Source organism: Streptomyces pactum, from assembly GCF_002005225.1.
In the GTDB taxonomy this organism is placed as follows: Bacteria; Actinomycetota; Actinomycetes; order Streptomycetales; family Streptomycetaceae; genus Streptomyces; species Streptomyces pactum_A.
Genome location: NZ_CP019724.1, coordinates 4,973,078 through 4,999,818, shown reverse-complemented (window position 1 = coordinate 4,999,818; position 26,741 = coordinate 4,973,078). Strand labels below are relative to the sequence as shown.

At 71.2% G+C, this 26,741-nt stretch carries 23 protein-coding genes and 2 pseudogenes; 17 read left to right on the top strand and 8 right to left on the bottom strand.

Annotated elements, in window-relative coordinates:
- Positions 1 to 136: 136 nt before the first annotated feature.
- Positions 137 to 1,009, top strand: a complete 873-nt coding sequence (locus B1H29_RS21315) for a hypothetical protein (RefSeq protein WP_055417409.1) — start codon at positions 137 to 139, stop codon at positions 1,007 to 1,009.
- A gap of 689 nt (positions 1,010 to 1,698) precedes the next feature.
- Here the strand turns inward: B1H29_RS21315 and B1H29_RS21310 are convergent.
- Positions 1,699 to 2,655 carry a toll/interleukin-1 receptor domain-containing protein gene (locus tag B1H29_RS21310; RefSeq protein ID WP_055417410.1) on the bottom strand — a complete coding sequence of 319 codons (957 nt, stop codon included), beginning with the start codon at positions 2,653 to 2,655 and terminating at the stop codon, positions 1,699 to 1,701.
- 615 nt (positions 2,656 to 3,270) lie between these two features.
- Between B1H29_RS21310 and B1H29_RS21305 the strand changes: the two genes are divergently transcribed.
- From B1H29_RS21305 to B1H29_RS21280, 6 genes are all read left to right on the top strand, one after another.
- The gene (locus B1H29_RS21305; RefSeq protein WP_055417411.1) at positions 3,271 to 3,933 is read left to right on the top strand and encodes an urease subunit gamma; all 663 of its coding nucleotides are present in this window, start codon (positions 3,271 to 3,273) and stop codon (positions 3,931 to 3,933) included.
- On the top strand, positions 3,917 to 5,755 hold the full coding sequence (locus B1H29_RS21300) for an urease subunit alpha (RefSeq protein WP_055417412.1): 1,839 nt from the start codon (positions 3,917 to 3,919) through the stop codon (positions 5,753 to 5,755). The genes B1H29_RS21305 and B1H29_RS21300 overlap by 17 nt, the downstream gene beginning before the upstream one ends.
- A 74-nt stretch (positions 5,756 to 5,829) precedes the next feature.
- Positions 5,830 to 6,504 (top strand): urease accessory protein UreF, encoded by a 675-nt coding sequence (locus B1H29_RS21295; RefSeq protein ID WP_055417413.1) that lies wholly within the window; start codon positions 5,830 to 5,832, stop codon positions 6,502 to 6,504.
- A 30-nt stretch (positions 6,505 to 6,534) separates the two neighbouring features.
- Positions 6,535 to 7,233: an urease accessory protein UreG gene (gene ureG / locus B1H29_RS21290; protein ID WP_055417414.1), complete on the top strand. Its 699-nt coding sequence runs from the start codon at positions 6,535 to 6,537 to the stop codon at positions 7,231 to 7,233.
- The gene (locus B1H29_RS21285; protein WP_234392967.1) at positions 7,230 to 8,138 is read left to right on the top strand and encodes an urease accessory protein UreD; all 909 of its coding nucleotides are present in this window, start codon (positions 7,230 to 7,232) and stop codon (positions 8,136 to 8,138) included. The genes ureG and B1H29_RS21285 overlap by 4 nt, the downstream gene beginning before the upstream one ends.
- A 40-nt stretch (positions 8,139 to 8,178) precedes the next feature.
- Positions 8,179 to 8,535: a hypothetical protein gene (locus B1H29_RS21280; RefSeq protein WP_055417415.1), complete on the top strand. Its 357-nt coding sequence runs from the start codon at positions 8,179 to 8,181 to the stop codon at positions 8,533 to 8,535.
- 115 nt (positions 8,536 to 8,650) lie between these two features.
- Here the strand turns inward: B1H29_RS21280 and B1H29_RS21275 are convergent, their stop codons facing one another.
- Complete coding sequence (locus B1H29_RS21275; RefSeq protein ID WP_055417416.1) at positions 8,651 to 9,094, bottom strand: hypothetical protein; 444 nt, start codon at positions 9,092 to 9,094, stop codon at positions 8,651 to 8,653.
- A gap of 448 nt (positions 9,095 to 9,542) precedes the next feature.
- Between B1H29_RS21275 and B1H29_RS21270 the strand changes: the two genes are divergently transcribed.
- Positions 9,543 to 9,977, top strand: a complete 435-nt coding sequence (locus tag B1H29_RS21270) for a DUF6196 family protein (RefSeq protein ID WP_055417417.1) — start codon at positions 9,543 to 9,545, stop codon at positions 9,975 to 9,977.
- 30 nt (positions 9,978 to 10,007) lie between these two features.
- Here the strand turns inward: B1H29_RS21270 and B1H29_RS21265 are convergent, their stop codons facing one another.
- Positions 10,008 to 10,649, bottom strand: a complete 642-nt coding sequence (locus B1H29_RS21265; protein WP_055417418.1) for a TetR/AcrR family transcriptional regulator — start codon at positions 10,647 to 10,649, stop codon at positions 10,008 to 10,010.
- Between the two features lie 70 nt (positions 10,650 to 10,719).
- On the opposite strand from B1H29_RS21265, the pseudogene B1H29_RS39450 reads away from it, so the two are divergent.
- The 4 genes and pseudogenes from B1H29_RS39450 to B1H29_RS21250 form a co-directional block, all read left to right on the top strand.
- Positions 10,720 to 11,352 (top strand): annotated as a pseudogene (locus B1H29_RS39450) (alpha/beta hydrolase); the annotation flags it as partial.
- 192 nt (positions 11,353 to 11,544) lie between these two features.
- Positions 11,545 to 12,420: pseudogene (locus B1H29_RS39445) on the top strand (Vgb family protein); the annotation flags it as partial.
- On the top strand, positions 12,417 to 13,076 hold the full coding sequence (locus B1H29_RS21255) for a CatB-related O-acetyltransferase (RefSeq protein ID WP_055417419.1): 660 nt from the start codon (positions 12,417 to 12,419) through the stop codon (positions 13,074 to 13,076). The pseudogene B1H29_RS39445 and the gene B1H29_RS21255, both read left to right, overlap by 4 nt.
- 185 nt (positions 13,077 to 13,261) lie before the next feature.
- The gene (locus B1H29_RS21250; RefSeq protein WP_055417796.1) at positions 13,262 to 13,933 is read left to right on the top strand and encodes a DUF5701 family protein; all 672 of its coding nucleotides are present in this window, start codon (positions 13,262 to 13,264) and stop codon (positions 13,931 to 13,933) included.
- Positions 13,934 to 13,950: 17 nt separating this feature from the next.
- Here B1H29_RS21250 and B1H29_RS21245 read toward each other — a convergent pair whose 3' ends face one another.
- A complete protein-coding gene (locus B1H29_RS21245) occupies positions 13,951 to 15,042 on the bottom strand; it encodes a PP2C family protein-serine/threonine phosphatase (protein WP_055417420.1) in 1,092 nt (363 codons plus the stop codon).
- A 179-nt stretch (positions 15,043 to 15,221) separates the two neighbouring features.
- Between B1H29_RS21245 and B1H29_RS21240 the strand changes: the two genes are divergently transcribed.
- Positions 15,222 to 15,743, top strand: coding sequence for a glutathione peroxidase (locus B1H29_RS21240; protein ID WP_055417421.1), 522 nt, complete (start codon positions 15,222 to 15,224; stop codon positions 15,741 to 15,743).
- A 93-nt stretch (positions 15,744 to 15,836) separates the two neighbouring features.
- Positions 15,837 to 16,724 carry a MerR family transcriptional regulator gene (locus tag B1H29_RS21235; RefSeq protein ID WP_234392969.1) on the top strand — a complete coding sequence of 296 codons (888 nt, stop codon included), beginning with the start codon at positions 15,837 to 15,839 and terminating at the stop codon, positions 16,722 to 16,724.
- Positions 16,725 to 16,802: 78 nt separating this feature from the next.
- Here the strand turns inward: B1H29_RS21235 and B1H29_RS21230 are convergent, their stop codons facing one another.
- From B1H29_RS21230 to B1H29_RS21220, 3 genes are all read right to left on the bottom strand, one after another.
- Positions 16,803 to 16,994: a DUF397 domain-containing protein gene (locus B1H29_RS21230; protein WP_055417423.1), complete on the bottom strand. Its 192-nt coding sequence runs from the start codon at positions 16,992 to 16,994 to the stop codon at positions 16,803 to 16,805.
- 176 nt (positions 16,995 to 17,170) lie between these two features.
- The gene (locus tag B1H29_RS21225; RefSeq protein ID WP_055417424.1) at positions 17,171 to 18,028 is read right to left on the bottom strand and encodes a helix-turn-helix domain-containing protein; all 858 of its coding nucleotides are present in this window, start codon (positions 18,026 to 18,028) and stop codon (positions 17,171 to 17,173) included.
- A gap of 304 nt (positions 18,029 to 18,332) precedes the next feature.
- On the bottom strand, positions 18,333 to 19,091 hold the full coding sequence (locus B1H29_RS21220) for a GOLPH3/VPS74 family protein (RefSeq protein ID WP_055417425.1): 759 nt from the start codon (positions 19,089 to 19,091) through the stop codon (positions 18,333 to 18,335).
- A gap of 189 nt (positions 19,092 to 19,280) precedes the next feature.
- Here B1H29_RS21220 and B1H29_RS21215 point away from each other — a divergent pair, with 189 nt between their 5' ends.
- From B1H29_RS21215 to B1H29_RS21205, 3 genes are all read left to right on the top strand, one after another.
- Positions 19,281 to 22,181, top strand: coding sequence for a D-alanyl-D-alanine carboxypeptidase (locus B1H29_RS21215; RefSeq protein WP_244209032.1), 2,901 nt, complete (start codon positions 19,281 to 19,283; stop codon positions 22,179 to 22,181).
- Between the two features lie 232 nt (positions 22,182 to 22,413).
- Complete coding sequence (locus tag B1H29_RS21210) at positions 22,414 to 24,369, top strand: hypothetical protein (protein ID WP_055417426.1); 1,956 nt, start codon at positions 22,414 to 22,416, stop codon at positions 24,367 to 24,369.
- A 217-nt stretch (positions 24,370 to 24,586) separates the two neighbouring features.
- The gene (locus B1H29_RS21205) at positions 24,587 to 26,170 is read left to right on the top strand and encodes a sodium:solute symporter family protein (RefSeq protein ID WP_055417427.1); all 1,584 of its coding nucleotides are present in this window, start codon (positions 24,587 to 24,589) and stop codon (positions 26,168 to 26,170) included.
- Between the two features lie 75 nt (positions 26,171 to 26,245).
- Here B1H29_RS21205 and B1H29_RS21200 read toward each other — a convergent pair whose 3' ends face one another.
- Positions 26,246 to 26,656, bottom strand: a complete 411-nt coding sequence (locus tag B1H29_RS21200) for a VOC family protein (protein ID WP_055417798.1) — start codon at positions 26,654 to 26,656, stop codon at positions 26,246 to 26,248.
- Positions 26,657 to 26,741 lie beyond the last annotated feature (85 nt).

Genomic DNA, 26,741 nt, shown 5'->3' with positions numbered 1-26,741 from the left:
ATGTCACGGTGCAGGTCCTGCACTCGTGGGGTGACTGGGGGCTGGGGCACCGGGGCCGACCCACGCGGGTGTGCAGCCGGTGCGGTGAACAACAGGTCGGAACCGATTCGACGACCCAATCCCCATAGGGAGAGCCGTGCCGTTCGACGCCCGAGTGATCCGCGTCATGGTCGCCTCGCCGGGTGACGTCGTCGCGGAGCGCGCGTTCATGCGTGAGCAGTGCTACCGATGGAACGCCGCCCACGCCGAGCGGGAGCGCACCGTCCTGCTCCCGCTCATGTGGGAGTACGACAGCGCACCGCTGCTGCACACCAACGGTGCGCAGGCGGCCATCAACGACCAGATGACCGGACGGGCCGACCTGCTGGTGGGAATCTTCTGGAGCCGGATGGGCACCCCCACCGCCGCCCACGACAGCGGCACCGTCGAGGAGATCACGGCGTTGCACGAGGCCGGGCGGCCGGTACTGCTGTACTTCAGCACCCGGCCGCTGCCGAGCGACGTCGACGTCGACCAGCTCACGAAGGTACGCGCGTTCCAGTCCCAGATGGAAAAGGCCGGGCTGGTACGTACCTTCGACTCACCGGAGGAATTCGGCGCCCTCACTTACGACCACCTGACCCGAGTGCTGCACGACCGGTTCGGCGCCGGCCCCGAACGTGCCGGTAACCCCACGACCGCCTCAGAGCCAGCAGCCAGGCTCGTGGCCGGCATGGAGGTGCGCGCCGACACGAAGGGCGAGCGGGTGCTGCTGGTCATCGAGAACACCGGAACCGGCGCGGCCGAGGCCGTGCGGTTCACCTTCAAGCATGGCTTCTTCGCCTCGCCGCTGGTTACCCACCGCGAACCGATGCACGGCCTGGAGGCAGGCCGCAAAGTGGCCATACCGTTGGCGTCACTGCCAGTGTCGCTATTCACCCGGGAACGCATTCCCCAACTCGAGGTGACGATGAGCTGGGTGGAACACGGCCATCGGTTCACCTCAATGCAGACGATCACAACGAGCTAGCCATACGACACAAACTCATGCAAACACCGGACGCCTTTGACCAACCTCAAAGGACATTCAGGGCTCGACTTCACTGCCAGCAAGAGCCGCGACTCGGAGCCTTCGGGAAATGGCCCACGGGAGGCCCTCAGCGAACGAGCAGGGTCGCAGCGTCCGGGGCGGTTCGTCCAGTCCCTACTGGTGGCGGGACTGGGCCAAAGTCTGCGCAAGAGCGCCGTCGTACAGCTTCGTGCCGATGATGCCCCGACGAGTCAGGACGGTCGACCACACCTTGACCACGTGCACCATCCGCCGCTGGTGGCCGAAACGTCCGCAGCATCAGACAGGACGAGGCGTCCGACGCGAGTATCGAGTCGATGACCTGAGCGCAGTCCAGACTGGTGCGGAGCCGCTTGTACCGCGACCACCACCGCAGCTCTCACTCCCCGCCCGCTGGTCGAGCACTCCCCGCCCGCTGGTCGAGAAGGACGTACGTGAGGAGAGGGAAGATCCGTAGAGCGGACAGCAGCAGACCGACCTCCCGGACGAACCTGAGGAAGCGCCATCTCAACGCGGACAGCCGCCTTCGGGTTCGGCGCCGCCCACGCGCCCGGTAGCGGGAGGGCCCTCCCCAGCACGCCGTGCGGTGCCGACATGCACCACTGCTCGCCCGGGCTCCGCAGGAGGGGCGAGCCTTCTGCGGTGGGCGCTCATACTTCTCGGCGTCTGTTGCGCCACGCATGGACGCCCGGCAGCAGCGAAGAGTCTTCGCCGACTCCTCGTCCCTCCAAGACGCCCTCAACGTTATCGAAAAAGCCGACAGCGAAGCGGCGTTGCCATGCCAGAAGGGCAGGTAGAGCTGCCAAAGAGAAGCCGTTGGTAAAAATCGCCAACGCGGCGGAAGCGCCGGCAACCGTCCCAGTCTTGACAGAAGGAAGCTTCAGCACCACGGTCGAGTGACCCGGGTCGGCATCGACGACCTCCGCGAAAACCGCGCCGCCACGACGAGCGTCGAAGGCCACCATCGCAGCTTCCGGTCTCACCTCGACGATTGGGTAACGCAACAACTCGACGGCCCCCGTCAGCGCGTCGAATGCCCGACGCCGGGTAGCCTGCAGCCGGCGCTCGTAGCGCCTGGTGGTCAGGATCGTCGACTCGCTGGGAGGAGCTGTATCTGCTTCAGAAGCGGGAAGTACCGCGTGCCGCTCAAGGGTCTCCAGGAGCCGGCCGAAGTCGTATGGCCAGTCCGGATCAGCGAGTCTGACGGCTTGCAGGTGTGAGAGCGTTTCGATCGAGGGAGGTACTTCGTGCCCAGGCGGCATCACCGCCCCTCCAACGAGCACCGGTATGAGAGCCTTACCGTTCCGGAGAGCGGTCTCCAGCTCGACGCGTACCAGGTCGCCTGGGTCATCCAGCCGCCGCTGGCCCCGGTCGTTCGGACTACCCAGCCACTGAGGCCCTAAGACCGCGATCACCACGCGAGACGCGAGTAACGCCTGCTCCAACTCCACTACGTAGTCCCGGGCGGGCAGGTTCGAATCGATGTCCAGGTAGACCCGGTCTTTTCCGAAATACCTCCGCAGGTCGGCAGCGAGCCGTCCGGTCCACGGAGCAGAGTCGGAACGTCGATAAGAAATGAAGATCGCCCGCCGCTCCTTCGCGGGCATCCGATCCTTAGGTGCTTGCACGACCGCTCCCGTCCGCGTCCCATCCGCCCGGCTCATGTGGAGGGGGCCACGAGGGCGCTGTACGAAGCCTTACGACAAGCACATCTGAAAACAAGGGGTGCAGAGGAGCGTACAGACGGCGCGCGCAAGCTCACCGCCTGCCTGCATGCGGCCGACTCACAGCATGCATCGAAGGCGTGTGCCGCTCTGGTTCGCCCCTTCGTCGGCGCCCTCGAACGGAGGGAACCACGGGTCCTGCTCGTCCAGGCGGTCCGGGAAGAAGTGACCGTACGTGTCCATGGCCAACGTCGCGGGCCGGACCCGGCGCACATCCGAGCGGGTCTCCCGGACAGCAGGCCGCCTCCGCCGCGCGCAAGACAGTGAGGCGTACGCACGGAAGCCGCCGATGCCTCTCCACCCCGCACGCGGGCGTTGCGCCCTACATGCGCCTTATGCCCCCGGTTCACTCCATCAGGGCCGACCGGCCCGTTTCGCTGCCCATCGTTCCTCCCCTCTCCCAGGATCGGTCTGCGGCAGATACGAGGGCGGCATCTTCTTTCCGATCCCCGGTGCTTGCCGCACGGGTGAAGTGACGAACAGGAGAGGGGGATCGGCATGCATCTGACTCCGCACGAGCAGGAGCGTCTGTTGATCCACGTGGCGGCCGACGTCGCCCAGCGGCGGCGTGAGCGCGGTCTGCTGTTGAACTATCCCGAGGCCATGGCGCTGTTGACGGCGCATGTCTTCGAGGAGGCACGGGCCGGGGCGACGGTCGACGCGGTGATGGAGTCCGGGCGCCATGTGCTGCAGCGTGGCGAGGTCATGGACGGCGTGCCGGAGATGATCGACAACGTCCAGGTCGAGGCGACGTTCCCGGACGGGACGAAGCTGGTGACCATCAGCGATCCGTTCGACGAGGCGCCCACCGAGGTGGACGTCCACCCCGGCAAGCCGGAACTGCTGCCGGACGAGGACGAATACCGGGTGGTCTTCAACGAAGGCGTGACGCCCGTGCCGCTGGTCGTGCGCAACCCCAAGGACCGTCCGATCCAGGTGGGATCCCACTTCCACTTCGCCGAGGCCAACGAGGGACTCAGGTTCCGCCGTGAGGCGGCCCACGGAATGCGGCTGCACATCCCGTCCGGCACCTCCGAACGGTTCGAGCCCGGTGACAAGCGCACCGTGATGCTGGTGCCGATCGCCGGTGAGCGGATCGTCCACGGGCTCCAGGCCGACAAGAGCGAAGAGGAGAAGCACCTCGATGCCGGACAAGGCTGAGAAGGACAGGCCCTGGGACCCGCTGTCGCGTTCCCGCTACGCCGACCTGTACGGCCCGACCGCCGGCGATCGGGTCCGGCTCGCCGACACCAGTCTCGTCCTGCGCATCGACGCGGACTGGTGCGGTGGCCCGGGGCGCAGCGGCGACGAGATGGTCTTCGGCGGCGGCAAGGTGATCCGGGAGTCGATGGGCCAGTCACACATCCCCCGTGACGACCCCCGCGAGCCGGTGGACACCGTGATCACCGGTGCGCTGATCCTGGACCACTGGGGGGTGGTCAAGGCCGACGTCGGGCTGCGCGACGGCCGCATCCAGGCCGTCGGCAAGGCGTACAACCCGGAGACCATGACGCCGCCCGACAACGACGACCCGCGCGCGTCGGCCTTCGTCGTGGGGCCCGAGACGGAGGTGATCTCTGGTAAGGGCCGCATTCTGACCGCGGGCGGCGTCGACACCCATGTGCACTTCCTGTGCCCGGAGCAGATCCACGAGGCGGTGGCATCGGGGGTGACGACGCTGATCGGCGGCGGCACCGGCCCGGCCGAGGGCAGCACGGCCACCACCGTCACGCCCGGCAAGTGGCACATCCAGCGGACCTTCGAAGCGCTGGACGCCTTTCCGGTGAACATCGGCCTGCTCGCCAAGGGCAGCACCGTCTCGAGGAAGGCACTGCACGACCAGGTCACGGCCGGTGCCCTCGGCCTCAAGATCCACGAGGACTGGGGTGCCACCCCGGCGGTGATCGACGCCGCGCTGACCGTGTGCGACGAGACCGGCGTCCAGGTCGCGCTGCACGCCGACTCGCTGAACGAGGCCGGCTTCGTCCAGAGCACCTTCGCCGCGACCAAGGAGGACCGCAAGGCCAAGAAGGCCAAGTACCGCAGCCTGCACATCTTCCACATCGAGGGCGCCGGCGGCGGCCACGCCCCCGACATGATCAGCCTCGCGAGCAAACCCAACGTGCTGCCCGCGTCGACGAACCCGACCCGGCCCCTCACGGTCAACACCGTCAAGGAGCACGTCGACATGATGATCGTGTGCCATCACCTCAATCCGGAGGTCGACGCGGACATGGCGTTCGCCGACTCCCGGATCCGGCCCTCCACCATGGCCGCCGAGGACCTGCTGCACGACATGGGCGCCATCTCGATGATGTCCTCCGACGCCCAGGCCATGGGCCGCATCGGTGAGATGATCATGAGGACCTGGCAGACCGCGCACGTCATGAAGTCCCGCTACGGCCACCTGCGCGAGGACGACGCGCACGCGGACAACTTCCGTGCCCGCCGCTACGTCGCCAAGTACACGATCAACCCGGCCATCACCCACGGCATCGACCACGAGGTCGGCTCCGTCGAGACCGGCAAACTCGCCGATCTGGTGTTGTGGGAACCGAAGTTCTTCGGCGTCAAGCCGCACATGGTCATCAAGGGCGGCCAGATCTCCTACGCCCAGATCGGCGACGCCAACGCGTCCATCCCCACCCCGCAGCCCTACCTCCCGCGCCCCGTCTGGGGCTTCCAGGGCCGCGCCCCGGCGGCGAACTCCTTCAACTTCGTGGCCGAGGCCGCCCTCGACGGTGAACTCTCCCGGACCGGGCTGCTCAAGCCCCTGCGCGCCATCCACTCCACACGGGAGGTCACCAAGGCCGACATGATCCACAACAACGGGGTCCCGAAGATCGACATCGACCCCGACACCTTCGACGTCACCATCGGCGGCGCCACCACTTCCGACGTCCGCACCACGGTCGACGGACAGGAAGTCGGACGCAACTACGCCACCGAACTTCCCCTGGCACAGCGCTACTTCCTGTTCTGAGCGTTCCGTCGGGTCGTGGCCCGCCCACCCGGCCGACCCCGGCACCTCCTCGCGAAAGGCGGTCCCGCCGTCCCATGAGCCGCACTGCCCTGCTCGTCCTGGCCGACGGCCGCTTCCCCGCCGGCGGGCACGCCCATTCCGGCGGGATGGAGGCCGCCATCGCCTCCGGCCGTGTCCACGACACCGCGAGCCTGGAGGCGTTCTGCCGGGGGCGGCTGCACACCGCCGGACTGGTCGCGGCCGGCCTCGCCGCAGCCGCCGCCGACGGCTACGACGCCCTCGCCCTGGACGAAGCCGCCGATACCCGCACCCCCGTACCGGCGTTGCGCCGCATCGCACGCCGCCTGGGCCGTCAACTGATGCGCGCGGCCCGGGCCACCTGGCCCAGCACCGACCTCGACCACCTCGCCCGACACCGGCCCCAGGGCGCCCACCAGCCGGTCGTGCTCGGCGTCGCCGCCCGTGCCGCCCGGCTCACTCCACTCGACGCCGCCCAGGCCGCCGCCTACGAGAGCGTCGGCGGTCCGGCGACCGCCGCGGTACGCCTGCTGAGCCTCGACCCGTTCGACGCCACCGGCGTCCTGGCGCGGCTCGCCGACGAACTCGACGCCGTCGCGGACGTCGCGACCGACGCGGCGGGGCGGACGGCGACGGAGGGGGTCGCCGCCCTGCCCGCCGCCTCGGCTCCCCTGCTGGACATCACCGGTGAACAGCACGCCGCCTGGGCCGTCCGGCTCTTCGCTTCCTGACCAGCCCTGACCGTTGCCTGGAGCATCCCTGTGCATCTCGACCACCCCGTGACCACGCCGCACCGCCACACCCACAGCGCCGAACCGCTGCTCGCCGACGGCAGCCGCCGGGCCCTGCGCATCGGCTTCGGCGGGCCCGTCGGCTCGGGCAAGACCGCGACCGTGGCCGCACTGTGCCGCACCCTGCGCGACCGGCTCTCCATCGCCGTGGTCACCAACGACATCTACACCCAGGAGGACGCCGCCTTCCTCCGCCGCGAGGCCGTACTGCCACCGGAGCGGATCACCGCCGTGGAAACCGGGGCCTGTCCGCACACCGCCATCCGCGACGACATCTCCGCCAACCTCGAAGCGGTCGAGCACCTGGAGCAGATCCTGCACCCGCTCGACCTGATCCTCATCGAGTCCGGCGGGGACAACCTCACCGCGACCTTCTCCCGCGGGCTCGTCGACACCCAGGTCTTCGTCATCGACGTGGCCAGCGGCGACGACATCCCGCGCAAGGGCGGTCCCGGCATCACCACCGCCGACCTCCTCGTCGTCAACAAGACCGACCTCGCCCCCTACGTCGGCGTCGACCTGGACACCATGAGGGCCGACACCCGCAAGCAGCGCAAGGACCTGCCGTACGCCTTCACCAGCCTCACCACCACCGACGGCGTCCAACCGGTCGCCGACTGGGTCACCGGCTGCCTCGCCGCCTGGTACGCCGCCGGAACCACCCGGTGAACGTCGCCACCGCGCAGACGCCGGCCGCGATCCCGGCGCCGGCCGGCGAACCCCTCGGGGCCGACGGCGGGCCACACGGCCGGCGCTCTGCCCAGTCCGCCCCGGCGCACCCGTCCGCAGTCGCCGCCACCGCCCGAATCCGGGCCACCCACAACGGCCGCGCCACGACGGTCCCCCTGCTGCACAGCGACGGCCCCTTCCACCTGCGCCGGCTACGGGCCCGCGGAGAACAGGCGCGTGTCTGCGTACTCGGCGCGATGAGCGGGCCGCTCGGCGGGGACCGGCTCGCCCTCGACATCACCGCCGAGACACACGCCCGGCTGGAGGTGACCAGCGCGGCCGCCACCATCGCCCTGCGCGGCCCCACCACCGCCCCGGCCACGTACGACCTACGGATCAGGGTGGGCGACCACGCGACCCTGCACTGGCTGCCCGAGCCCCTGATCAGCACCCGGAACAGCACCCTGCACCAGACGTTCACCGTCGACCTCGCCCCCACCTCCCACCTGCTCATGCGAGAAGAACAGCTCCTGGGCCGCTCGGGAGAACCGCCGGGTCACCTCACCACCCGCCTGACCGTCCGCCGCGGCGGACGACCGCTCCTCGACCAGCACACCGCCTACGGCGACCCGGCACCGGCATGGGACGGCCCCGCCGTCCTCGGAAGCCACCACGCCACCGGACAACTCCTCCTGGTCGACCCGGAGCTGGACACGCCCCAGGAACCGCACGTCATCGGCGACGACCCGGCAGAGGGATACGCGGTACTGACCCCCCTCGCCGGCCCCCAGGCCCTCATCGCCACCGCCGTCGCCCCGACACCGGCCCGACTGCGCCACCTCCTGAACACCGCCCTCGCGTACGTCCACGTGACGCCGAGGCCCAAGGCCGGAGGCGAGCAGTAGATCCGTGAAGAACGTGAACGCCGCACCGAAGGACAGGAACATGGGACGGGCACTGATCGTGGTGGACGTGCAGAACGACTTCTGCGAAGGCGGCAGTGCCGCCGTGGCAGGTGGAGCCGAAATCGCCGTGAAAGTCCGCGACCTGGTCGGGCGCGCGGCGGAAGCCGGGGCCTACGAGGCCGCCTACAGCGGTTTCGAGGGCGCCGACGAAAACGGGACGGGGCTGACCGCCGGCGTGAACCACGAAACGATCCAGCAGGCCCGCGACGAACTCCGGCGAGCGGGGGTTGATCTGTCCGGCACGCCGGTGGTCGCGGAAGCCCAGCGTCACCGCGAGGGCACACTCAGGGCACACGAGTCCAGAAAAATGAGCAGGTCACAGCCCCGCCCAGGGTGAACTCCCGAAGCGGGTGTCGCAGGTTCGCATCCTGCCGGGGGAACCAGGCAGAAGGCCCCGGACCGACCATGGATGCTGTCGGCTTCTCCGGGGCCTTCGACAGCCGCTTCCGACATCAGCGAGCGCGGTCGGCGTGCGCGCGGCCGGCGTGCGCGCGGTCGGCGCGGCTGAGCCGGAAGTAGCTGTCGGCTGCCGGGAGGAACATCAGCACCACGGCGGTGAGTACGGCGGCCACATGTACGACCCGGGAGGTCCCGAAGACCAGGTCCATCGCTCCGGCCTCAGCCAGTACCACGCCGGGAGTGCGGCCCTGAGTCAGGGCGTGGATCGGCTCGGCGACCATCGACGCCGTACCCAGCACGCCGAGGCCCAGCGCCAGAACGGTCCGGGCCCAGCCGTGGCCGCGGCGCATCCTGAGCGCGACCAGTAGCGCCCCGGCGAAGACGGGCAGCCGCACCGCGAGACCCACGGCGATCTCAGCCGCGGAACCCGAGCCGTCGGCCGCCACCCTGCCCACCGCCAGAACCGTCTCGACGGCGCCGGCGGCAACGGCCGTCACCCATAACGCGAACGCGACACGTACCGGCCCGGGTGGCATGCGGGCATCGGGCACCGCACACGTCGCGGCCGAGGCGCGGGCGTGGCCGACGGACGTGACTCCCGGCGAGGAGCGCGGCATCATGGCCTCGATTCGTGAGTTCGGGGGAACGGGTTCGATCAGCGCTCTCGATACTTCCGGCGCGGCACGGCCATGACCCGCCTGCTGGCCAGTGGAATCGTCCTGAGGCTGTCCCCACCGCCGCGGGTCTCCACCGCCGCGGGTCTCCTCCGCTGGGCTCCGCCGAGGCCCGGCGCTCCGGACGCCGCCGACTCGAAATAGACGAGGAGAGCGGGGCGTTGCGACGAGAGTTGCCCTGTGAGGAACCCTCGTTCCGGCAGGGGAGGCGTTCGCCGTGGTCCCCGAGTGGGACGGGATCACGGCGTCACGGATCAAGGGGGCTCGCTGAATGGTCAGTGTGAGTGTGGAGACCGCGGAGCAGACGGAGGAGCGGCTGCGTCGGGTGATTTCCGAGGCCGATCTCGTCGTCCACGACGGTGTCTGGTGTTTCGAGGAGTCTCCGGCCGACCAGCCGCCGGCGCTCACCGGCGACACCCTGGCGGTCGTCCGCGACCAGGAGAGTTGGAGCCGTCTGGTTCCGCTCACCCGGGAGGGCGACGGCGTCGAACGTTTCGGGATCTTCTCCTTCCACTTCGCCGGCCAGGCGGACAACAGCGGCTTCGTCGGCTGGCTGGCCACCCACCTCAAGGCCGAGCTGGGGACCGGCGTGTTCGTCATCTGCGGCAGCAACCGCGCCCGCGGCGGCATCTACGACTACTGGGGCTGCCCCGTCGACCTGCTGGACCGGGCCGTCGCGGTCGTCAGGGCGCTGCGGCCCGACTGAGAGGCCGGCGGCACGTTCCGCGGCTCCGGCTCAGGAGCGGCCGTACTCCGCCAGGGCCGGTGCCAGCAGGTCGAAGGCGCGTGGCGCCTCCCGCGTCAGCACCTCCGCGATCTCCGGGTTCGTGCGGCCGGCCAGCGTCAGTTCCTGGATGCGGTTGAACAGGACGCGGTGGACTCCGCCCAGCAGCGCCGCGGCCGTGCGGGGCGTGATGTCGTCGGGTGGGGTGGCCGTCGATTCGGCCAGCGCCGCGGTCAGCGCGTCCTCGCGCCGATCGTGGAGGCCCCGCAGGCAGGAGGTGAGGGTGGGACTGTCGGCGATCATGCGGGTGAAGGCCGGGCCGGCGAAGCCCGCGACCGGGTCCTGGGCCTCCACCGCCGCCAGGAAGGCACGGCGCAGGGCCGTCAGCGGCGTCTCGCCCGGTTCGCGCGCGGCCACGGTGCCGGCCAGGGCGGCGACGAACTGGTCCTGGTGGTCGAGGGCCAGGTCCTCCTTGCGCGGGAAGTAGTTCGTCACCGTCTTCTTGGCGACGCGCGCGGCGTCGGCGATCTCCGCGATCGTCGTGCGCTCGAAGCCCTGCTCGATGAAGAGTCTGGTCGCCTGGTCGGAGATCAACTGCCGCGTCTCGCGCTTCTTGGTCGCGCGGAGACCCAGCTCCGGTGTGTTCGGGTCCATGGGGAGAATCTTACCTTCGTAGTATTTTTATGTTGACAGTCAGAGTGCCCTCTACGTAAAGTTACTCTCGATGAACGAATTTATCGAGGGGAACGGCACCGGCGACGGCGCCGTCATCTACGTACACGGTGGCGGGTTCGCCCACACCGTGCCTGAGGCCGAGCGGGCCCTCGCCCGCCGGTTGTCGCGGGCCACCGGGCGCCCCGTTCTGCGGGTGGACTACCGGCTGGCGCCCGCCCATCCGTATCCGGCCGCCCTGGAGGACGTCCTCGCCGCCTGGCGCGGCGTGCTGGCGCGGGGCGTGCCCGCCGCACGCGTGGCGTTCTTCGGCGAGTCGGCCGGAGCGACGCTCGTTCTGTCCGCCCTGCTGGAGATCGAGCGGAGCGGCGGGCCCCGGCCCGGCGCCGCGGTCGTCGTCTCGCCCGTCACCGACCTGGCGCTCACCGGTGACTCCCTGGCGGCCAACGACGGCAAGGACGTCATCGACCGGACCGTCCTCACGTCCGTCTGCGCCCAGTACCTCGCCGGGGCGGACGCCACGAAGGCGCCGCAGTCGCCGCTGTACGGCGATCTGCGCGGGCTGCCGCCGCTGCTCGTCGCGGTCGGCGGGGACGAGGTGCTGCTGGACGACGCCCGTCGGTTCGCGCGGGCCGCACAGGCGGCCGGGGTGAGCGTCGACCTGCACGTCCACGAGGGGATGAAGCACGCCTTCCACCTCTCCGAGGAGGACGGCGCCGCACTGTTCGAGGAGGTCGGGCGCCGACTCGCCGACACCGGGACGGACCCCGATACGGACGCCGGGACGGGCACCGGGACCGGGACCGGGACGGACACCGGCACAGACGCCGGGCCCGGCACCGAGACCGACGCCGGCACGGAGTCCGTCGCCGGCACCGACGCCGGCGCCGTACGGGAGTTCACCGTCAGCGGCCCCGACGCCGGCCCCTACGCCCTCGCCGAAGGACCGGACGGTGCCCTCTGGTTCACCCTCGTCCACCAGGGCGCCGTGGCCCGCCGGGACCCGGGCGACGGGAGTGTCACCGTCCACCCGGTCGGGGCCGGGCCGACCGTGATCACGCCGGGGCCGGACGGGGCGATGTGGTTCACCGAGTACCAGGCGCACCGCATCGGCCGTATCGCCCCCGACGGCTCCTACTCCTCCTTCGCGCCCCCGACCCCCGAGGGGGGACCGTTCGGGATCGTCGCCGGGCCGGACGGGGCCATGTGGTTCACGCTGTCCGGCGCCGACCGCGTCGGCCGCGTCACCATGGACGGCGAGATCACCGAGTACCCGGCGCCCGGTGCCTTCCCGTCGGCCCTCGCGGCCGGCCCGGACGGCGCACTGTGGTGCACCCTCAACCAGCAGAACGCCGTCGGACGGATCACCACCGACGGCCGCGGCACCGCCCACCCCCTGCCGACCGAGGGCGCCGCACCGGTGGGCATCGCCGCGGGGCCCGACGGCGCGCTGTGGTTCACCGAGATCGGCGCCGGGCGGATCGGCCGGATCACCGTGGACGGCGAGATCACCGAGTACCCCCTGCCCGACCCCGCGGCCCGGCCGCACGCGGTCACGGCCGGGCCCGACGGGGCGCTGTGGTTCACCGAGTGGGGCGGCGGGCGAGTCGGCCGGATCACCGTCGACGGCCGCATCACCTCGTACGCGCTCTCCCGCCCCGACAGCGAACCGCACGGCATCGCCCGGCACGGCGGCGCCGTGTGGTGCGCACTGGAAACCGGCTCCCTGGCCAGAATCGAGGTCTCCGCATGACCGTTCCCGGCGTCGCTCCCGACCCCGGCGTCCTGCACCCGCTCGCGCAGCACCCGCGGGTCGTCCTTTTGAAGCCGCTCGTCACCGACGAGCGCGTCCAGGTCGGCGACTTCACCTACTACGACGATCCCGACGACGCCACCGCCTTCGAGACCCGCAACGTGCTCTACGCCTACGGGCCGGAGAAGCTGATCATCGGCAAGTACTGCGCGATCGCCTCCGGCACCCGGTTCCTGATGGCCGGGGCCGAGCACCCGACCATGGGGGTGTCGACGTTCCCGTTCACCATGTTCGGCGGCGCCTGGGCCGAGGCCACGCTCGACCTCGTCACCGGCATGCCCAGCCGCGGCGACACGGTCGTCGGCAACGACGTGTGGTTCGGCTACGGCGCCACCGTCATGCCCGGTGTGCGCATCGGGGACGGGGCGATCGTCGCCGCGGGGTCGGTGGTCACCGGCGACGTCCCGCCGTACACGATCGTCGGCGGCAACCCGGCCCGGCCCATCCGCGGCAGGTACGACGCCGACGACGTCGCGCGGCTCCAGCGGGCCGCGTGGTGGGACTGGCCGGTCGAGCTGGTCACCCGCCATGTCCGCACGATCATGTCGGGCAGCCCGGCCGACATCGAGGCCATCGCGACGAAGGAGCTCTCCTGACCGACACCCGCGCCACCACCTCCGCCCGGCCCGCGCGAAACTCCACGGAAGGAACCCGCTTGACCGATCAGTCGCACCGCCCCGAGACCCCCGGCACCTCCGTCACTCCTGGCACCGCCAGCACCGCCGTCACTCCCGGCACCGCCAGCACCCCCGGCACCGCCAGCACCCCCGGCACACCCGGCATCCCCGCCTTCGACGCCGCCGCCGAGTTCGACCGGCAGGTCCGCACGCTCAACGCGCTCGGCTACCCCGCGCTCTCCGGGCGCACGGAGGAGCAGTTCGCCGAGCTGGTGGCGCCCCTGCGCGCCGAGGCCGTGGCCCACGCGGGTACCCCGGACGAGGCGGACGCTCCGTACGATCCCGCCGCCACCGGCCGGGTGCCGTTCGTCCTGGTCGTCACCCGCGCACTCGCCCCGATCGAGCGGACCATGCCGCTGACCGCGCTGCACGGCGGCAAACTGCCCGGGTTCGTCGACCGCACCTTCGAGCCCGGGTCCCTGGAACGGTTCGTCGCCACCGAGGAGGCCGAGCCGCCCGGCCGGGACGGTGTCCACCTGCTGTTCGACGTCGAGCGCGGGGAGGAGTTCTGCGGGGTCGTACCCAACGACGCGATGGCCGCCGTCGCCGAGCGGGGCCGCAGTCTGCTCACCATCGAGGAGGGCGTCGCGCTGATGACGCACGCGCCGCGGATCCTGGTCAAGAACAAGTGCTTCTCGCTGGGCGGTTCACGGTCCGGCGACCGCCGCGTGCCGGCGATCTGGATCAGCCGGAAGGCCCCGAAGCTCGGCTGGTGCTGGGCGGGCAACCCGCACACCTGGCTCGGCATGGCGTCCGCGGGCGCGCGCCGGGTCTGAGCGCGGCGCGCGTCGGCTCACGCCGGGCCGGCCGCTTCCTGGCCGCCGCCATGGCCCTGGTACCGCAGCAGCAGCATCGCGGCGTCGTCGTGGTGCGGTCCCGCCGCGTGCCGCACCAGGTCCTCGCGCAGGGCGTCCAGGGCGCGGTGGACGTCGGAGTCCCTCAGGAGGTCGGCGCGTTCGGCGAGCGGGTAGAAGCCGCCGTCCTCGTCCCGGGCCTCCGTGACGCCGTCGGTGTAGAGGAGTAGCTGGTCGCCGGGGGTGAAGGGCACCGGGAACGGCTCCGGGCCGGGCCCGCCGTGTGCGGCCAGGCCCAGCGGGAGGGCGTAGGAGGGGGGGTCCGGGAAGTCGGCGCTGCCGTCGGGGTGGACGATCATCGGGGCCGGGTGGCCGTAGTTGAGGAGGACGACCTGGTGGTCGTAGCCGATCTCGGCGAGGATCGCGGTCACGAACTTTTCGTCCTCCAGCTCGCGGGCGACGCTGCGTTCCAGCCGCTCGCCGAGTTTGACCAGGTCCTTCTCGTCGTACGCCGCCTCGCGGAAGGCACCGAGGACCCTGGCCGCGGTCTCCACCGCGGCCAGGCCCTTGCCCTGCACGTCGCCCACGATCACCCGGACGCCGTGCGGGGAGGCCACCACCTCGTACAGGTCGCCGCCGATCCGGGCCTCGGCGAGCGCCGAGGTGTACGAGACGGCCGCGTGCAGCGGGCCCGCGGTCAGCGGTACCGGGCGCAGCAGGACCCGCTGGGCCGCCTCCGCGATCGACCGCACGCTGGCCAGTTCCGCCTCCCGGCGGGAGCGCATCACCGCCGCCGCGATCCCGACACCGGTCACGCCGGCCACCGACGCCATGGCGGTGAAGCCGCGGGGGCGGTCGAAGAGCCCGTTGTACAGGCCGAGGCCCACGCAGAGCAGCGTCGCGACGAGTCCGATCACCGCCGTACGCCGCCAGCCGCCGACCAGGCCGGCGAAGGCCGGTCCCAGCGACACCAGGGGCAGGAGTCCGACATCCGGCCCGGCCGTGATGTCCACGAAGGCGACCACGGCCATGGCCGCCACGGGCATCCAGGACAGCATCACGGAACTGGATGGCGACTTCTTCACGGTCATGACTACTCCGGTGTCGCAGCGCTCAAGAGCCGCCCTCTCCCTGTTCCCAGGCGTCCCTCCCCAGTCTCTTAGACTATGCAACGGTTTGATCGCGCAGGAGTTCCCGAGCGGTCCTTAACCCAATCGAGGCCCGGCGACGCGCCGGCCGGCGGAACTCGCGGCGGGGCTAGCATCCGCTCATGACGACCTCACAGAACGCGCAGCACAGCGAAGGCCTTCCCCTCGACGTCCGGATCGGCGCCCTCCAGGGCGGGTCCGCCGACCTCGCCCGGTACGCGGGCCGGGTCGTACTGGTGGTCAACGTGGCCTCCAAGTGCGGGCTCACCCCGCAGTACGCCGGCCTGGAGCGGCTGCACGAGAGGTACGCGGAGCAGGGCTTCACCGTGCTCGGCGTGCCGTGCAACCAGTTCATGGGTCAGGAGCCGGGCAGCGCCGACGAGATCGCCGAGTTCTGCTCGGCGACGTACGGCGTCACCTTCCCGATGACCGAGAAGGTGGACGTCAACGGGGAGGACCGGCACCCGTTGTACGACCGGCTGACCGGCTTCCCCGACGCCGAGGGGCACAGCGGGGACGTCCGCTGGAACTTCGAGAAGTTCCTGATCGGGCGGGACGGCAAGGTCGCCGCCCGGTTCTCGCCGCAGACCGAGCCCGAGTCGGCCGAGGTCGTGGCGGCCGTGGAGGAGCGGCTGGCGGGCTGACCCCGCTCCGGCCGGTTGACCTTGCCCCCGGGGCAGGCCGCAGCGTCGTCGTCGCCGGGCGGAACAGGCCGCCCGGTGACGGAGGATGACGACGTGGACGATGCACGCGACGACGAGTTGCTGACCATCGGGGCGTTCGCCGCGCGGGCCCGGCTGTCGGCCAAGGCCCTCAGGCTGTACGACCGTATGGGCCTGCTCGTGCCCGACCAGGTGGACGAGGCGACCGGCTACCGCTACTACCGCCCCGGCCAGGCCGAGCGAGCCCGGCTCGTGGCGCTGCTGCGGCAGCTCGACATGCCGCTCGCGAAGGTCGCGGACGTGGTCCACGCGGACGGGCCCGAGGCCGCCGGTCTGCTCGACGCCTACTGGGCGGGAGTGGAGGCCCGGGTGGCCGGGCAGCGGACGCTCGCCGGCTACCTCCGTGGACGTCTTTCGGGGAGGAGCTCCGAGGTGTACGGAAAGTTCGCGGTCGAGACGGTGGACGTGCCCGAGCAGGTGGTGATCAGCGAGACCCGGCACACGCTGGCGGGGGAGCTGCCGGCGTGGATCGGTGCCTCGCTGGGACGGTTGGAGGAGGCGGCCCGGGAGTGCGGGGGTGTGACGGCGGCGCCGTTCGTCGTCTACCACGCCGAGGTGTCGATGGAGAGCGACGGACCGGCGGAGTCGTGCGTGCCGGTCGCCGACGAGGCGGCGGCCCGGGCGTGGAGCCGGGAGCGGGGGCGGGCTTGGCAGTCGCGGGTGCGGGTGGAGCCGGCCCGGCGGCTGGCCTACACCCGCATCACCAAGGCGCAGGTGGCCCATCCGCAGATCCTGGCCGCCTTCGAGGCGGTGGAGGAGTGGGTCGCCGCCCGGGGTTGGACGGTGACGGGTCCGTGCCGTGAGGTGTACTTCGCCGACTGGGAGGCGTCGGGCCCCGAGGACCCGGTGTGCGACATCGCCTTCCCCGTGAGCGGAGCCGGCGAAGGGCCGGAGCCGAACTGAGCAGAGCCCTCTCGGCAAGGTCGGCGAACTGGTCGAGAGGGCTCCGTCGGCCGTGCTGGTGGACGGCGCGTGGAGCGGTTACTCCTTGACCGAGGTCACGAAGGCGTTCCACGCGTCGGCGGGGAAGGCCAGCGTCGGCCCCCCGGGGACCTTGGAGTCGCGGACGGCGAGTGCCGCCACGACCGGTGACTTGACCTCGACGCACGCGCCGTTTCCTCCGGAGTGGGAGGACTTGGTCCACGATTCCTGGGCGCCCTGAAGAATTGCCATGTCTGCTCCGATGGCGAGTTGCTGAGTGCGGTTTACGCCAATGACGCTTGATCTTTGGCGTGATCGACGCTACTCGCTGACCTCGCCGATCGGAGCAGCCATTCACCCGACCGGATGGCATATTCCAGGCGACTCTTCCAGTACCGCGCACTAGGGGTGTAAGATCCGCCGCCACGTCAGCGGGCGTACTCCTTCGCCACGTCCTCGATGCGCTGCCGTGACTGCTCCACGTTCAGGGCCTGCGCCCGCAGGTGCTCGTACATCACCGTGTACTTCTGCACATCCTGCGCCTTCTCCAGGTACAGGTCGCTGGTCACGCCCTCGATGTACACGACGCTCGAGTCGGCGGCGTCGGCGAACTCCAGGATCGAGTACTGGCCGTTGATGCCGGGGTGCGCCCCGACGTCGAACGGCAGCACCTGCACGGTGATGTGCGGAAGCTGCGACATCTCGGCGACGTGCTCCAACTGCTCGCGCATCACCTGCCGGCTGCCCACCACCCGGCGCAGGCACGCCTCGTCGAGGACCACCCACAGCCGCAGCGGGTTGGTGTCGGCGGAGATGCGTTCCTGGCGCCGTATGCGGACCTGGACCCGTTTCTCGATGTCGGCGACGGACGTCTCGGGCAGGGCACCCTGGATGAGTGCCTCGGCGTACGAGCGGGTCTGCAACAGGCCGGTGATGATCTGGGGTTCGTAGGTCCGCAGCGACTCCGCGTCGGTCTCCAGGCCGATGTAGACGCTGTACGGGATGTCCCCGAAGGCGTGCCACCAGCCCTGCTGCCGCGAGTCCTTCGCCATCTGCATCAGCGAGTCGACGATCCGCTGGTCCTCGACCTCGTACACCCCGCACAGGTCGCGTACGTCACGCTGGCTGATGCTGCGCCGGCCGTTCTCCAGGCGGCTGATCTTCGACTGCGAGACCAGCAGCCGCTCCGCCACCTCCTCGGCCGTCATGCCTTTGAGCTCGCGGAGCCGGCGCAGCTCCTGGCCCAGTCGGCGCCGCCTGACGGTGAGATTGACATTGGACGCCACGGGACGTGCACCTCCGGCTGCGTGACTCATGCTTGCCACTTTGCGTATCTGCTGTTCAGCAGACTGCCACCAAGGTGGTTTCTACCGCTGGCAAACGGTCGATATGCGCCGCGTACACGCCAGTTCGGGTTCCCCCCCGTACACATGGCCGCGCGGGGCGTCGGGACCGTACCGCCGTCCGGGCATGCCGGACGGGCGGTCGGTCCCGTCGCCCCGCGCGGACCTGCGGCTCCCGTGACCGGGCATAGGGGACTGACGGTGCGGCGGTGCGGTAACGCTGTGACGTGCTGCGGTGGGGTGCGGCTCAGTGGGCCACCGCACGCGCCATGGATCCGTGGCGCGGTTGCGCCGGAACACCGCGGGCGGGTTCCGGGGCGGGCCTGGCTCCCGGTCCCGCGGCCTGGCGGCCGGCCGGGGCCGGATTGCGGCGCGGCTGGGCCGCCGCGCCGTTCTGGACGTCCATCACCGCGTGCGCCACCAGTCCGCCCATGGGGTCGTGCCTGATGAGGTCCCGCAGCCGGGACCGCGACGAGCGCCCTTCGTTGCCTGGGTAGAGGTGCTTGCCGAGGCCGACCGCGTGGGCCAGCGCGGCGAGCGCCGCGGTCCGCGGGTCCGGCGGTACGCCGGTGCGGATCGCCGAGTCCAGCCGGGCCTTGATCTCCCTGCTGATCGCCGTGTCCGTCGCCTGATAGCGAGTCGTCGGCAGCACCCCGCACATCTGGCCCTCCACGGCATGCACCATGCCGCATCGCTCCAGATGCGAGAGGTAGGTCTGGCGCAGCCCCAGGCGGGGCCCGCCAATCCAGTTGACCGCCCGTACGGGAGCGCCACGCCTTCGCAGCAACTCCAACGCGCAGTCCAGTGTTGGATCTCCTGTCGGCCGTGGTGCCACCACGGCGATACGATCCCCGTCTGGGGCTATCCGTCCGGCCAGCGCCAGCTCCACCAGCTGTGCTCCGGCCAGACCGAGGTCGAGCGACTGCGGCTGTGCGGTGGTACCCGTGGTCGGGTCCAACGCCAGCAGCAGAAGCTCCTCCGGAAGTGTTCTGCGGCTCCTGCCCATCCATGCCTCCCCGCGTGGATGAAAGACAGGGTGACCCCTCTCACATTGGTCTGTCGAGGGTGCGTGACCGGTTCGTAGTGGAACCAGTAGGTATGTCGTTCTCGTCTACCGCGTGGGTTCCACCCGTACACAGGACACTGGTACATGGTTTCGGTACGGGTTCGGTAGCGCGCACGAGGCGTGCGGCGCATGGAGGAGGCATCGGTGGCGGGCGAGTCCCCCGACAGGTCGAAGCAGCGCGAGTCGTCGGAAGAACCGACGTCGGGGAGCGCGGGTCCGGTTCCCGAAGCCAGGACCGAGGCGAGCGAGACGCGTGATCCGCGGCTGGCGGTGGCACGGGAGGACGCGAAGCCGGCGGCGTCCACCGGGGCCACCGGGTCCGCCGGATCCCGTGGGGGCGTCGATACGGCGACCCGGGTGCTGTCGGTCCGCGAGACGGAGGCGGAGGACGAAGCGGAGGCGGCCTCGGATTCCGAGGCCGCCGAAAACGCGGACGCCGAGGCCCAGGCCGCCGAGGACGCGGGCGCCGCCGTCGACGACGCGCGGCCGGAGGGCCCCGCCGAGGACGGCCCCTCCGAGACGCTCGAGGCGTCCGGCACGACGCCCGGTACGTCTGACGCACCCGACGTCTCCGACGCGTCCGAGGGCGGCGGCGCCGAACCCGTCGCCGCCGGTGACGTCCGGCTGCGGGACGCCGTCGCGGCCTGGGTGGCGACCGCGGACGAGCGGGCCGCCGCGAACGCGGGCAGCGAGGACGCGGGCAGCGAGGACGCGAAGGCCGGCGCCGAGGACACGCCGGGCACGGGGCCCGCGGAGGGCTCCCGGCCGGACACCACCGCGGACGCCGCCCCGACCGGGGACGGACGCGACGCGACCGCGACGGCCGCGGACACCGACCCGGCCCAGGACCGACGCGACACGACCTCGACGGCCACGGACACCCACCCGCCCCAGGACCGACGCGACGCGACCGCGACGGCCGCGGACACCGACCCGCCCCAGGACCGACGCGACACGACCCCGACGGCCACGGACACCCACCCGGCCCAGGACCGACGCGACACGACCGCGACGGCCGCGGACACCGACCCGGCCCAGGACCGACGCGACACGACCTCGACGGCCACGGACACCCACCCGCCCCAGGACGCCGAGGGGAGCGCGGGCGGCGAGTCCGACGGCGGCTCCGGCGAGCGGCGGGACGCGGAGGAGCGCGACGCCGAAGGCGCTGCCGCCCCCGCGGACTCCGGCGCGGCCGAGGATCCCGAAGAGCCCGAGAACCCCGCGGAGCCCGCGGAGCCCGCGGAGGGCGACGCCGGCGGCCGCTCCGGCCCGACCGGGGACGAGGGGCCTCCCGTCGATCAGCCCACCGCCGTCTTCAAGGCCCTGCGGCCCTCCGCGCCCGCCGTCGACCAGCCGACCACCATGCTGAAGCTGGGCGACGCCGCCACCGCGCCCGGGAAGTCCGGCGGGAACGACAAGAAGGACAAGACCGGCAAGGACGAAGACGCCCCCGCCCGGGCCGCCGAGACCGACGCCGAGCGGACCAGCAAGTTCGTCGCCCTCCGGCACCCGGACGACCCGGCGTCCCGCAAGCCCCCGCGGGCCCCACAGGCACCGCAGGCCTCACAAGCCCCACAGACCCCAGAGATCCCACGGTCCCCGCAGCCCCCCGCCGAGGCCCCCAAGGCCGCCCCCAAGGCCGCCCCCAAGGCCGCCCCCAAGGCACCGCAGGCACCCCGTACCGGGGTCACCGCCGCCGTGCCGCAGGTCGGGCCCGAGCGGACGACGCAGCAGCCGCTGCCGCCGAAGCCGCCGCTGGACCTGCTGGCGGAGCTGACGAACACACCGCCGCCGCCGGAGACCCCGCTGCGGACGACGGTGCGCCGGGTCAAGATCTGGACCCCTCTGGTCATCCTGCTGGTGATCGTCTTCGGCGTCGTGCAGTCCATGCGCCCGCTGCCCGCGCCGGAGCTCGACCTCACGGCACAGGACAGCTTCACCTTCGAGGGCGGCAAGCCCGAGATCCCGTGGCCGTCCAGTGGACAGGCCGCGCTCGACGTGCAGGGCATCGGCACCTTCGGCTCGTCCGGCGACCAGAAGCCCGTGCCGATCGCGAGTGTCGCCAAGGTCATGACCGCGTACGTCGTTCTGCGCGACCACCCGCTCGAGAGCGGCGCCGAGGGACCGAAGATCGAGATCGACCAGACGGCCGAGGACCAGTCCGAGGCCGGCCAGGAGTCGACGGTCGACGTGTTCGCGGGCGACTCGATCTCCCAGCGCGAGGCCCTGGAAGCCATCCTGATCGCGTCCGCGAACAATGTGGCGCGACTGCTCGCCCGCTGGGACGCGGGGTCGGAGAAGGCGTTCGTGGAGAAGATGAACGCCGCCGCGAAGGACCTCGGCATGACGAACACCACGTACACCGACCCGTCGGGCCTGAACGACACCACGGTGAGCACGGCCGTGGACCAGGTGAAGCTGGCCAAGGAGGCGATGAAGTCCCCCGCCTTCCGCGAGGTCGCCGCGAAGATGTCGTACGACGACTACAAGGGCGTCAACCACTCCAACTGGAACCACCTGGTCGGCCACAACAACGTCGTCGGCATCAAGACCGGCACCACCACCTCCGCTCTCGGCAACCTCGTCTTCGCGGCGAAGAAGGAGGTCGGCGGCGAGACCCGGACCATCGTCGGTGCCGTGGTGCGCCAGCCGGCCGGCGGCAAGGACAACACCATCCTCGGTGCCGCGCTGGACTCCAGCGACAAGCTGATCCGGGCCGCGCAGGACACGCTGGAGTCGTCGGCGATCCTGAAGAAGGGGAGCGTCGTCGGGTACGTCGACGACGGGCTCGGCGGCCGGACTCCGGTCGTCGCCACGCAGGACGTCAAGGCCGTCGGCTGGCCGGGGCTGACCGTCAAGCTGACGTTCGAGGCGGACGAGGTGCCGCACACGGCCGCGGCCGGCACGAAGGTCGGCACGCTCACGGTGGGCGACGGCGAGGCGGCAGGCGCGGTGAAGGTGCCGGTCGCCCTGCAGGAGGACCTCGTGGAGCCCGCCCTCACGGCCAAGCTGACCCGCCTGGGCTGACGACCGGCCCGTGCGGGCCCCACCGACGCGGACGCTCCCGCGGGCCACCCGGCCGCGGGGGCGTTCGCGTCCCGGAAGCTCCCGGAAGGCCCCGGACGGTCCCCGCGAGGTCCCGCAGGGGAGGGAGCCAGGGCGCGGGAGTGCGTGCTAGCGTCACGAATCGGGGCAGGTCGCCGGTCGCGGAAACGGGACACGGCCGAAGCAGAAGACGGGACACGGGGAGTGCCTTCAGGTGGCCACTGCGGAGCCGACACGCGCCGACGACACCGATCCGGGCCAGGGTGCCGGCCCGCGACCACAGGTGCCCGCGCCCCGCGGGGACGCCGGGCGGAGCGGGGAGAACGGGAGGGCCGGCGACGGCCCGGCGGACGGCGGCCGTGAGCCGGACCGCGCCGGACCCGACCGCGCCGGACCCGACCGCGCCGGACCCGACCCCGCCGCAGCGGAAACCCCGTCCGCGGTGAAGGGCGCGTTCCTGGCCCTGCGCGAGCGCATGCTGCGCTACCCCGTGCTGTCCGTGACCGCCCTGGCCGGGGTCCTCCACATCGTCTGGTTCTTCACGTTCGCGAACAGTGGCGGCGACCTCGCCGCACAGGACGCGTGGGCGGAGTTCGTCGGCCGGCATCCGGACTCGGCGTACAACCTCGCCTGGTACGGCGGCATGCACCCGGTGTCGTACAGCGTCGTCTCGCCGTATCTGATGTCGATGCTCGGCGTGCGTACGACGATGATGATCGCGGGAACGCTGTCGGCCGGGCTGCTGACGATGATCCTGATCCGCAGCCGGGTGGTCCGCAATCCGCTGTGGGCGTCGCTGGCGGGCCTGTTCGGGCTGCTGGGCAACGCGGCGTCGGGGCGGGTGACGTTCGGGCTGGGCATGATGTTCGGTCTCGGCGCGGTGGCGGTGGTGTTCTGCTGGCCCTACCGCTGGCGGTACGAGCGGTGGGCCAAGGGGCTGTGCGCGGCGCCGCTGGCCGCGCTGTCCACGATGGCCTCGCCGGTCTCGGGGCTGTTCGTGGGCCTGGTGGCGGTCGCGCTGTTCCTCCAGAAGCGCCGCCCGGGCGCCTGGTCGCTGGGCCTGGCCCCGAGCGCGGTCGTCGCCCTGTCGGCCGTGCTGTTCCCCTTCTCCGGCACGCAGCCGATGGCCTTCGGCTCGGCGGTCCTGCCGGTCCTGTACGCGGCTCTGGTGTACGTGTTCGTGCCGCCCACCTGGCGCACCGTACGGATCACGTCGGCGGTCTACGGCCTGTCCGTGCTGCTGGTCTGGCTGATCAGCTCCCAGATCGGCTCCAACATCACGCGCCTCGCGATGCTCTTCGCCGGGGTGGCGCTGGTGGCCGCGCTGCCGTTCACGGTGGCGCGGACGCGCAAGTGGTACGCGCTCGTGCTCTCCCTCGTCGGCTTCGTCGGCTGGATCGGCTTCAAGTCGGCCGACGACGTCATCCACACCCAGCCGACCGCGTCCTGGGCACGCGAGCTGGCGCCGCTCCTGAACGAGTTGCAGGAGGTCGGCGCGGAGAGGGGCCGGGTCGAGGCCGTGCCCGCCCGCTCCCACCGGGAGGCGTCGGCGCTGGCGCCGTACGTGAACCTGGCCCGCGGCTGGACCCGCCAGGCCGACATGGAGCGCAACCCGCTCTTCTACGACGACACGCTCAACTCGGCGAACTACCGCGAGTGGCTGAAGCGCTGGGCCGTGCACTACGTGGTGCTGCCCAAGGGCGAGCCGGACGGTGACGGCGGCAAACGCGAGCGGGAGCTGCTGCAACGGGGGCTGCCGTATTTGAAGCAGGTCTGGGGCGACGCCAACTGGCAGCTCTTCGAGGTGCTCGACCCGACGCCGCTGGCGGAGCCGGACGCGGTCGTCCAGCGGGCCGAGCAGGACGAGTGGATCATCGACGTGAAGCAGCCGGGCCGCATCCTGATCCGGATGCCGTACTCGCCGTGGCTGAGCCTCGTCGACGCCGAGGGCAACAAGCTCGAGCCGCCCCAGGAGACCGAGGCCTCCGAGAACAGCCCGGAGGGCACGCCGAAGACGTACGAGAACGTCAACGGCTGCCTGATGGAGACGGAGGAGACCGCCGACGGCGACAAGTGGACGACGCTGATCGCGCCCGAGGCGGGCACCTACCGGCTGGCGTCCCCGTACGGCCTGAAGCGGGGTACGCCGTGCCCGGACGAGCTGAAGTAGGCGGCTTCCGGACCCCCGCGGCGTTGTTCATGTAGGTGAACCGAGGTCAGTGAGCCGAACCTTTTTACCGGCTCTTGACCCTCCCCTTCCTTGTCGTGCCCGCGTCGACGCACCCACGATGAGCGGGCACTTCGCGGCCTGCCTCGCCCTTACACCGCTCGTGCGAAGTGTCAGCGAGCTGAGCGGTGTTCACAAGGCGGACCCCGGAAGGGGGCACATGAACGGTCTCGACTGGTCCGTGCTCATCGGCTACTTCGCCGTCATGGTGGCGATCGGCGTCTGGTCGCACAAACGCGTGGACGACGTCAGCGACTTCTTCACGGCCGGCGGCAAGATGCCCTGGTGGCTCTCCGGCATCTCCCACCACATGTCGGGCTACAGCGCGGTGATGTTCACCGGGTACGCGGGCATCGCCTACACCTACGGCGTCACGTCCTTCGTCACCTGGTCCTTCCCCATCGCGCTCGGTATCGCCATCGGGTCCAGGCTGTTCGCGCCGCGCATCAACCGGCTGCGCTCACGGCTGCACGTGGCCTCTCCCCTGGAGTACCTGAAGAACCGGTACAACCTGCCCACCCAGCAGGCCCTGGCCTGGTCCGGCATGCTGCTGAAGATCGTGGACGTGGCCGCGAAGTGGGCGGCCATCGCCACGCTGCTGTCGGTCTTCACCGGCCTCTCCCTCAACCAGGGCATCCTGATCACCGGCATCGTCACGGGCGTCTACTGCACGATCGGCGGCCTGTGGGCGGACGCGCTGACCGAGCTGGGCCAGTTCGTCATCCAGTTGCTGGCCGGCATCGCGATGTTCGTCGCGGTCGTCATGAAGCTCGGCGACCACGGCGGCTTCTTCGGGGTCTGGGACGAGCCCGAACTCCAGGGCCACGCCGAACCGCTGGTCGGCCCGTACGGAGCGGTGTTCCTGCTCGCCTACCTGTTCATCAAGCTCTTCGAGTACAACGGCGGCATGCTCAACCAGGCCCAGCGCTACATGGCCACGAGCAACGCCCGCGAGGCCGAGCGGTCGGCGCGGCTGTCGGCGGTGCTGTGGCTGGTCTGGCCGCTGGTGCTGTTCTTCCCGATGTGGATGGCCCCGCTGCTGGTGGAGTCGCAGAAGGCGGACGGCTCCGACTCCTACGCCCTGATGACCGAGCAACTGCTGCCGCACGGCCTGCTGGGCCTGGTCATCGTCGGCTTCTTCTCGCACACCATGGCCATGTGCTCCTCGGACGCCAACGCCATCGCGGCCGTGTTCACCCGTGACGTGGCGCCGGTGCTGTCGACCCGGGCGCGGGCGTGGGGCCGGCGTTCCGGGCTGCTGGCGGCGCGGCTGACGACGGTCGTCTTCCTCGGGCTGTCGATGGCGGTGGCGACGCAGGTCGACTCGCCGACGTTCAAGGACATCATCACGGTCGTGATCAAGTGGGTCGCCGGTCTGATGGGCCCGATCGCGATCCCGATGATGCTCGGTCTGCTCCGGCCCTTCCGCCGCTCGGGCCCGACGGCCGCGCTGACGAGCTGGGCGATGGGTCTGCTCGCCTTCTGGCTGGTCAACTACCCGATCAACTGGAGCGTGGAGGGCGGGGTGCCGCTGGAGTACCAGGTGTCGATCCCGCTGGCCGTGTCGCTGGTCCTGTACGTCCTGATCGGCTTCCTGAAGCCGGAGGACACCCCGGAACGGCTCGCCATCATCGAGCGGGTCAACACGGACGGCGACGACGACGCCTCCGGCGCGGCGGCCGCGATCCCGACGCCCTCGGGCGGGGTGGAGGACGCGGTGGGACGGACCCGGGTGGGTGACTAGGACCGCGGCCGGTCCCCCCCCCCCGGGCGGGGGTGAGTGACCGGTGCCCCCGCCTGCCGGGGGCGCCGGTCGGGCTCAGCGCACTTCCTGGATGCGGACCTGGTTGCCGGCGGGGTCGCGGAAGGCGCAGTCGCGCACACCGTACGGCTGCTCGGTCGGCTCCTGGACGATCTCGGCGTTCTCGGCCCTCACCCGCTCGAAGACGCCGTCGAGGTCCTTGGTGGCCAGCAGGATCCAGCCGTAGGTGCCCTTGGCCATCATCTCGGCGATGGTGCGGCGCTCGGCGTCGGTGACGCCGGGGTCGACGGCGGGCGGCGCGAGGAGGAGGGAGGTGTCGGGCTGGTCGGCCGGGCCGACCGTGATCCAGCGCATCTTGCCGTTCCCGACGTCCTGGCGGACCTCGAAGCCGAGGACGTCGCGGTAGAAGGCCACGGCCGCGTCCGGGTCGTCGTGCGGGAGGACGCTCGTGTGAATGGTGATGTCCATGGCCGCCACGCTAGCCGCGGCCCGGTGACGGGCGCTCGTCGAATCCTGAAGCGTCTGCCCGACTCGCCCTTCCCGCCCCGTCCTC

What these genes read in the sequence shown, in the direction of transcription:
- B1H29_RS21200 (WP_055417798.1), bottom strand. Translation starts at nt 26,656, where the DNA reads ATGGACATCACCATTCACACGAGCGTCCTCCCGCACGACGACCCGGAC.
- B1H29_RS21305 (WP_055417411.1), top strand. Translation starts at nt 3,271, where the DNA reads ATGCATCTGACTCCGCACGAGCAGGAGCGTCTGTTGATCCACGTGGCG.
- B1H29_RS21215 (WP_244209032.1), top strand. Translation starts at nt 19,281, where the DNA reads ATGGAGGAGGCATCGGTGGCGGGCGAGTCCCCCGACAGGTCGAAGCAG.
- B1H29_RS21270 (WP_055417417.1), top strand. Translation starts at nt 9,543, where the DNA reads ATGGTCAGTGTGAGTGTGGAGACCGCGGAGCAGACGGAGGAGCGGCTG.
- B1H29_RS21255 (WP_055417419.1), top strand. Translation starts at nt 12,417, where the DNA reads ATGACCGTTCCCGGCGTCGCTCCCGACCCCGGCGTCCTGCACCCGCTC.
- B1H29_RS21205 (WP_055417427.1), top strand. Translation starts at nt 24,587, where the DNA reads ATGAACGGTCTCGACTGGTCCGTGCTCATCGGCTACTTCGCCGTCATG.
- B1H29_RS21300 (WP_055417412.1), top strand. Translation starts at nt 3,917, where the DNA reads ATGCCGGACAAGGCTGAGAAGGACAGGCCCTGGGACCCGCTGTCGCGT.
- B1H29_RS21230 (WP_055417423.1), bottom strand. Translation starts at nt 16,994, where the DNA reads ATGGCAATTCTTCAGGGCGCCCAGGAATCGTGGACCAAGTCCTCCCAC.
- B1H29_RS21220 (WP_055417425.1), bottom strand. Translation starts at nt 19,091, where the DNA reads ATGGGCAGGAGCCGCAGAACACTTCCGGAGGAGCTTCTGCTGCTGGCG.
- B1H29_RS21310 (WP_055417410.1), bottom strand. Translation starts at nt 2,655, where the DNA reads ATGCCCGCGAAGGAGCGGCGGGCGATCTTCATTTCTTATCGACGTTCC.
- B1H29_RS21265 (WP_055417418.1), bottom strand. Translation starts at nt 10,649, where the DNA reads ATGGACCCGAACACACCGGAGCTGGGTCTCCGCGCGACCAAGAAGCGC.
- B1H29_RS21240 (WP_055417421.1), top strand. Translation starts at nt 15,222, where the DNA reads ATGACGACCTCACAGAACGCGCAGCACAGCGAAGGCCTTCCCCTCGAC.
- B1H29_RS21280 (WP_055417415.1), top strand. Translation starts at nt 8,179, where the DNA reads ATGGGACGGGCACTGATCGTGGTGGACGTGCAGAACGACTTCTGCGAA.
- B1H29_RS21245 (WP_055417420.1), bottom strand. Translation starts at nt 15,042, where the DNA reads ATGACCGTGAAGAAGTCGCCATCCAGTTCCGTGATGCTGTCCTGGATG.
- B1H29_RS21295 (WP_055417413.1), top strand. Translation starts at nt 5,830, where the DNA reads ATGAGCCGCACTGCCCTGCTCGTCCTGGCCGACGGCCGCTTCCCCGCC.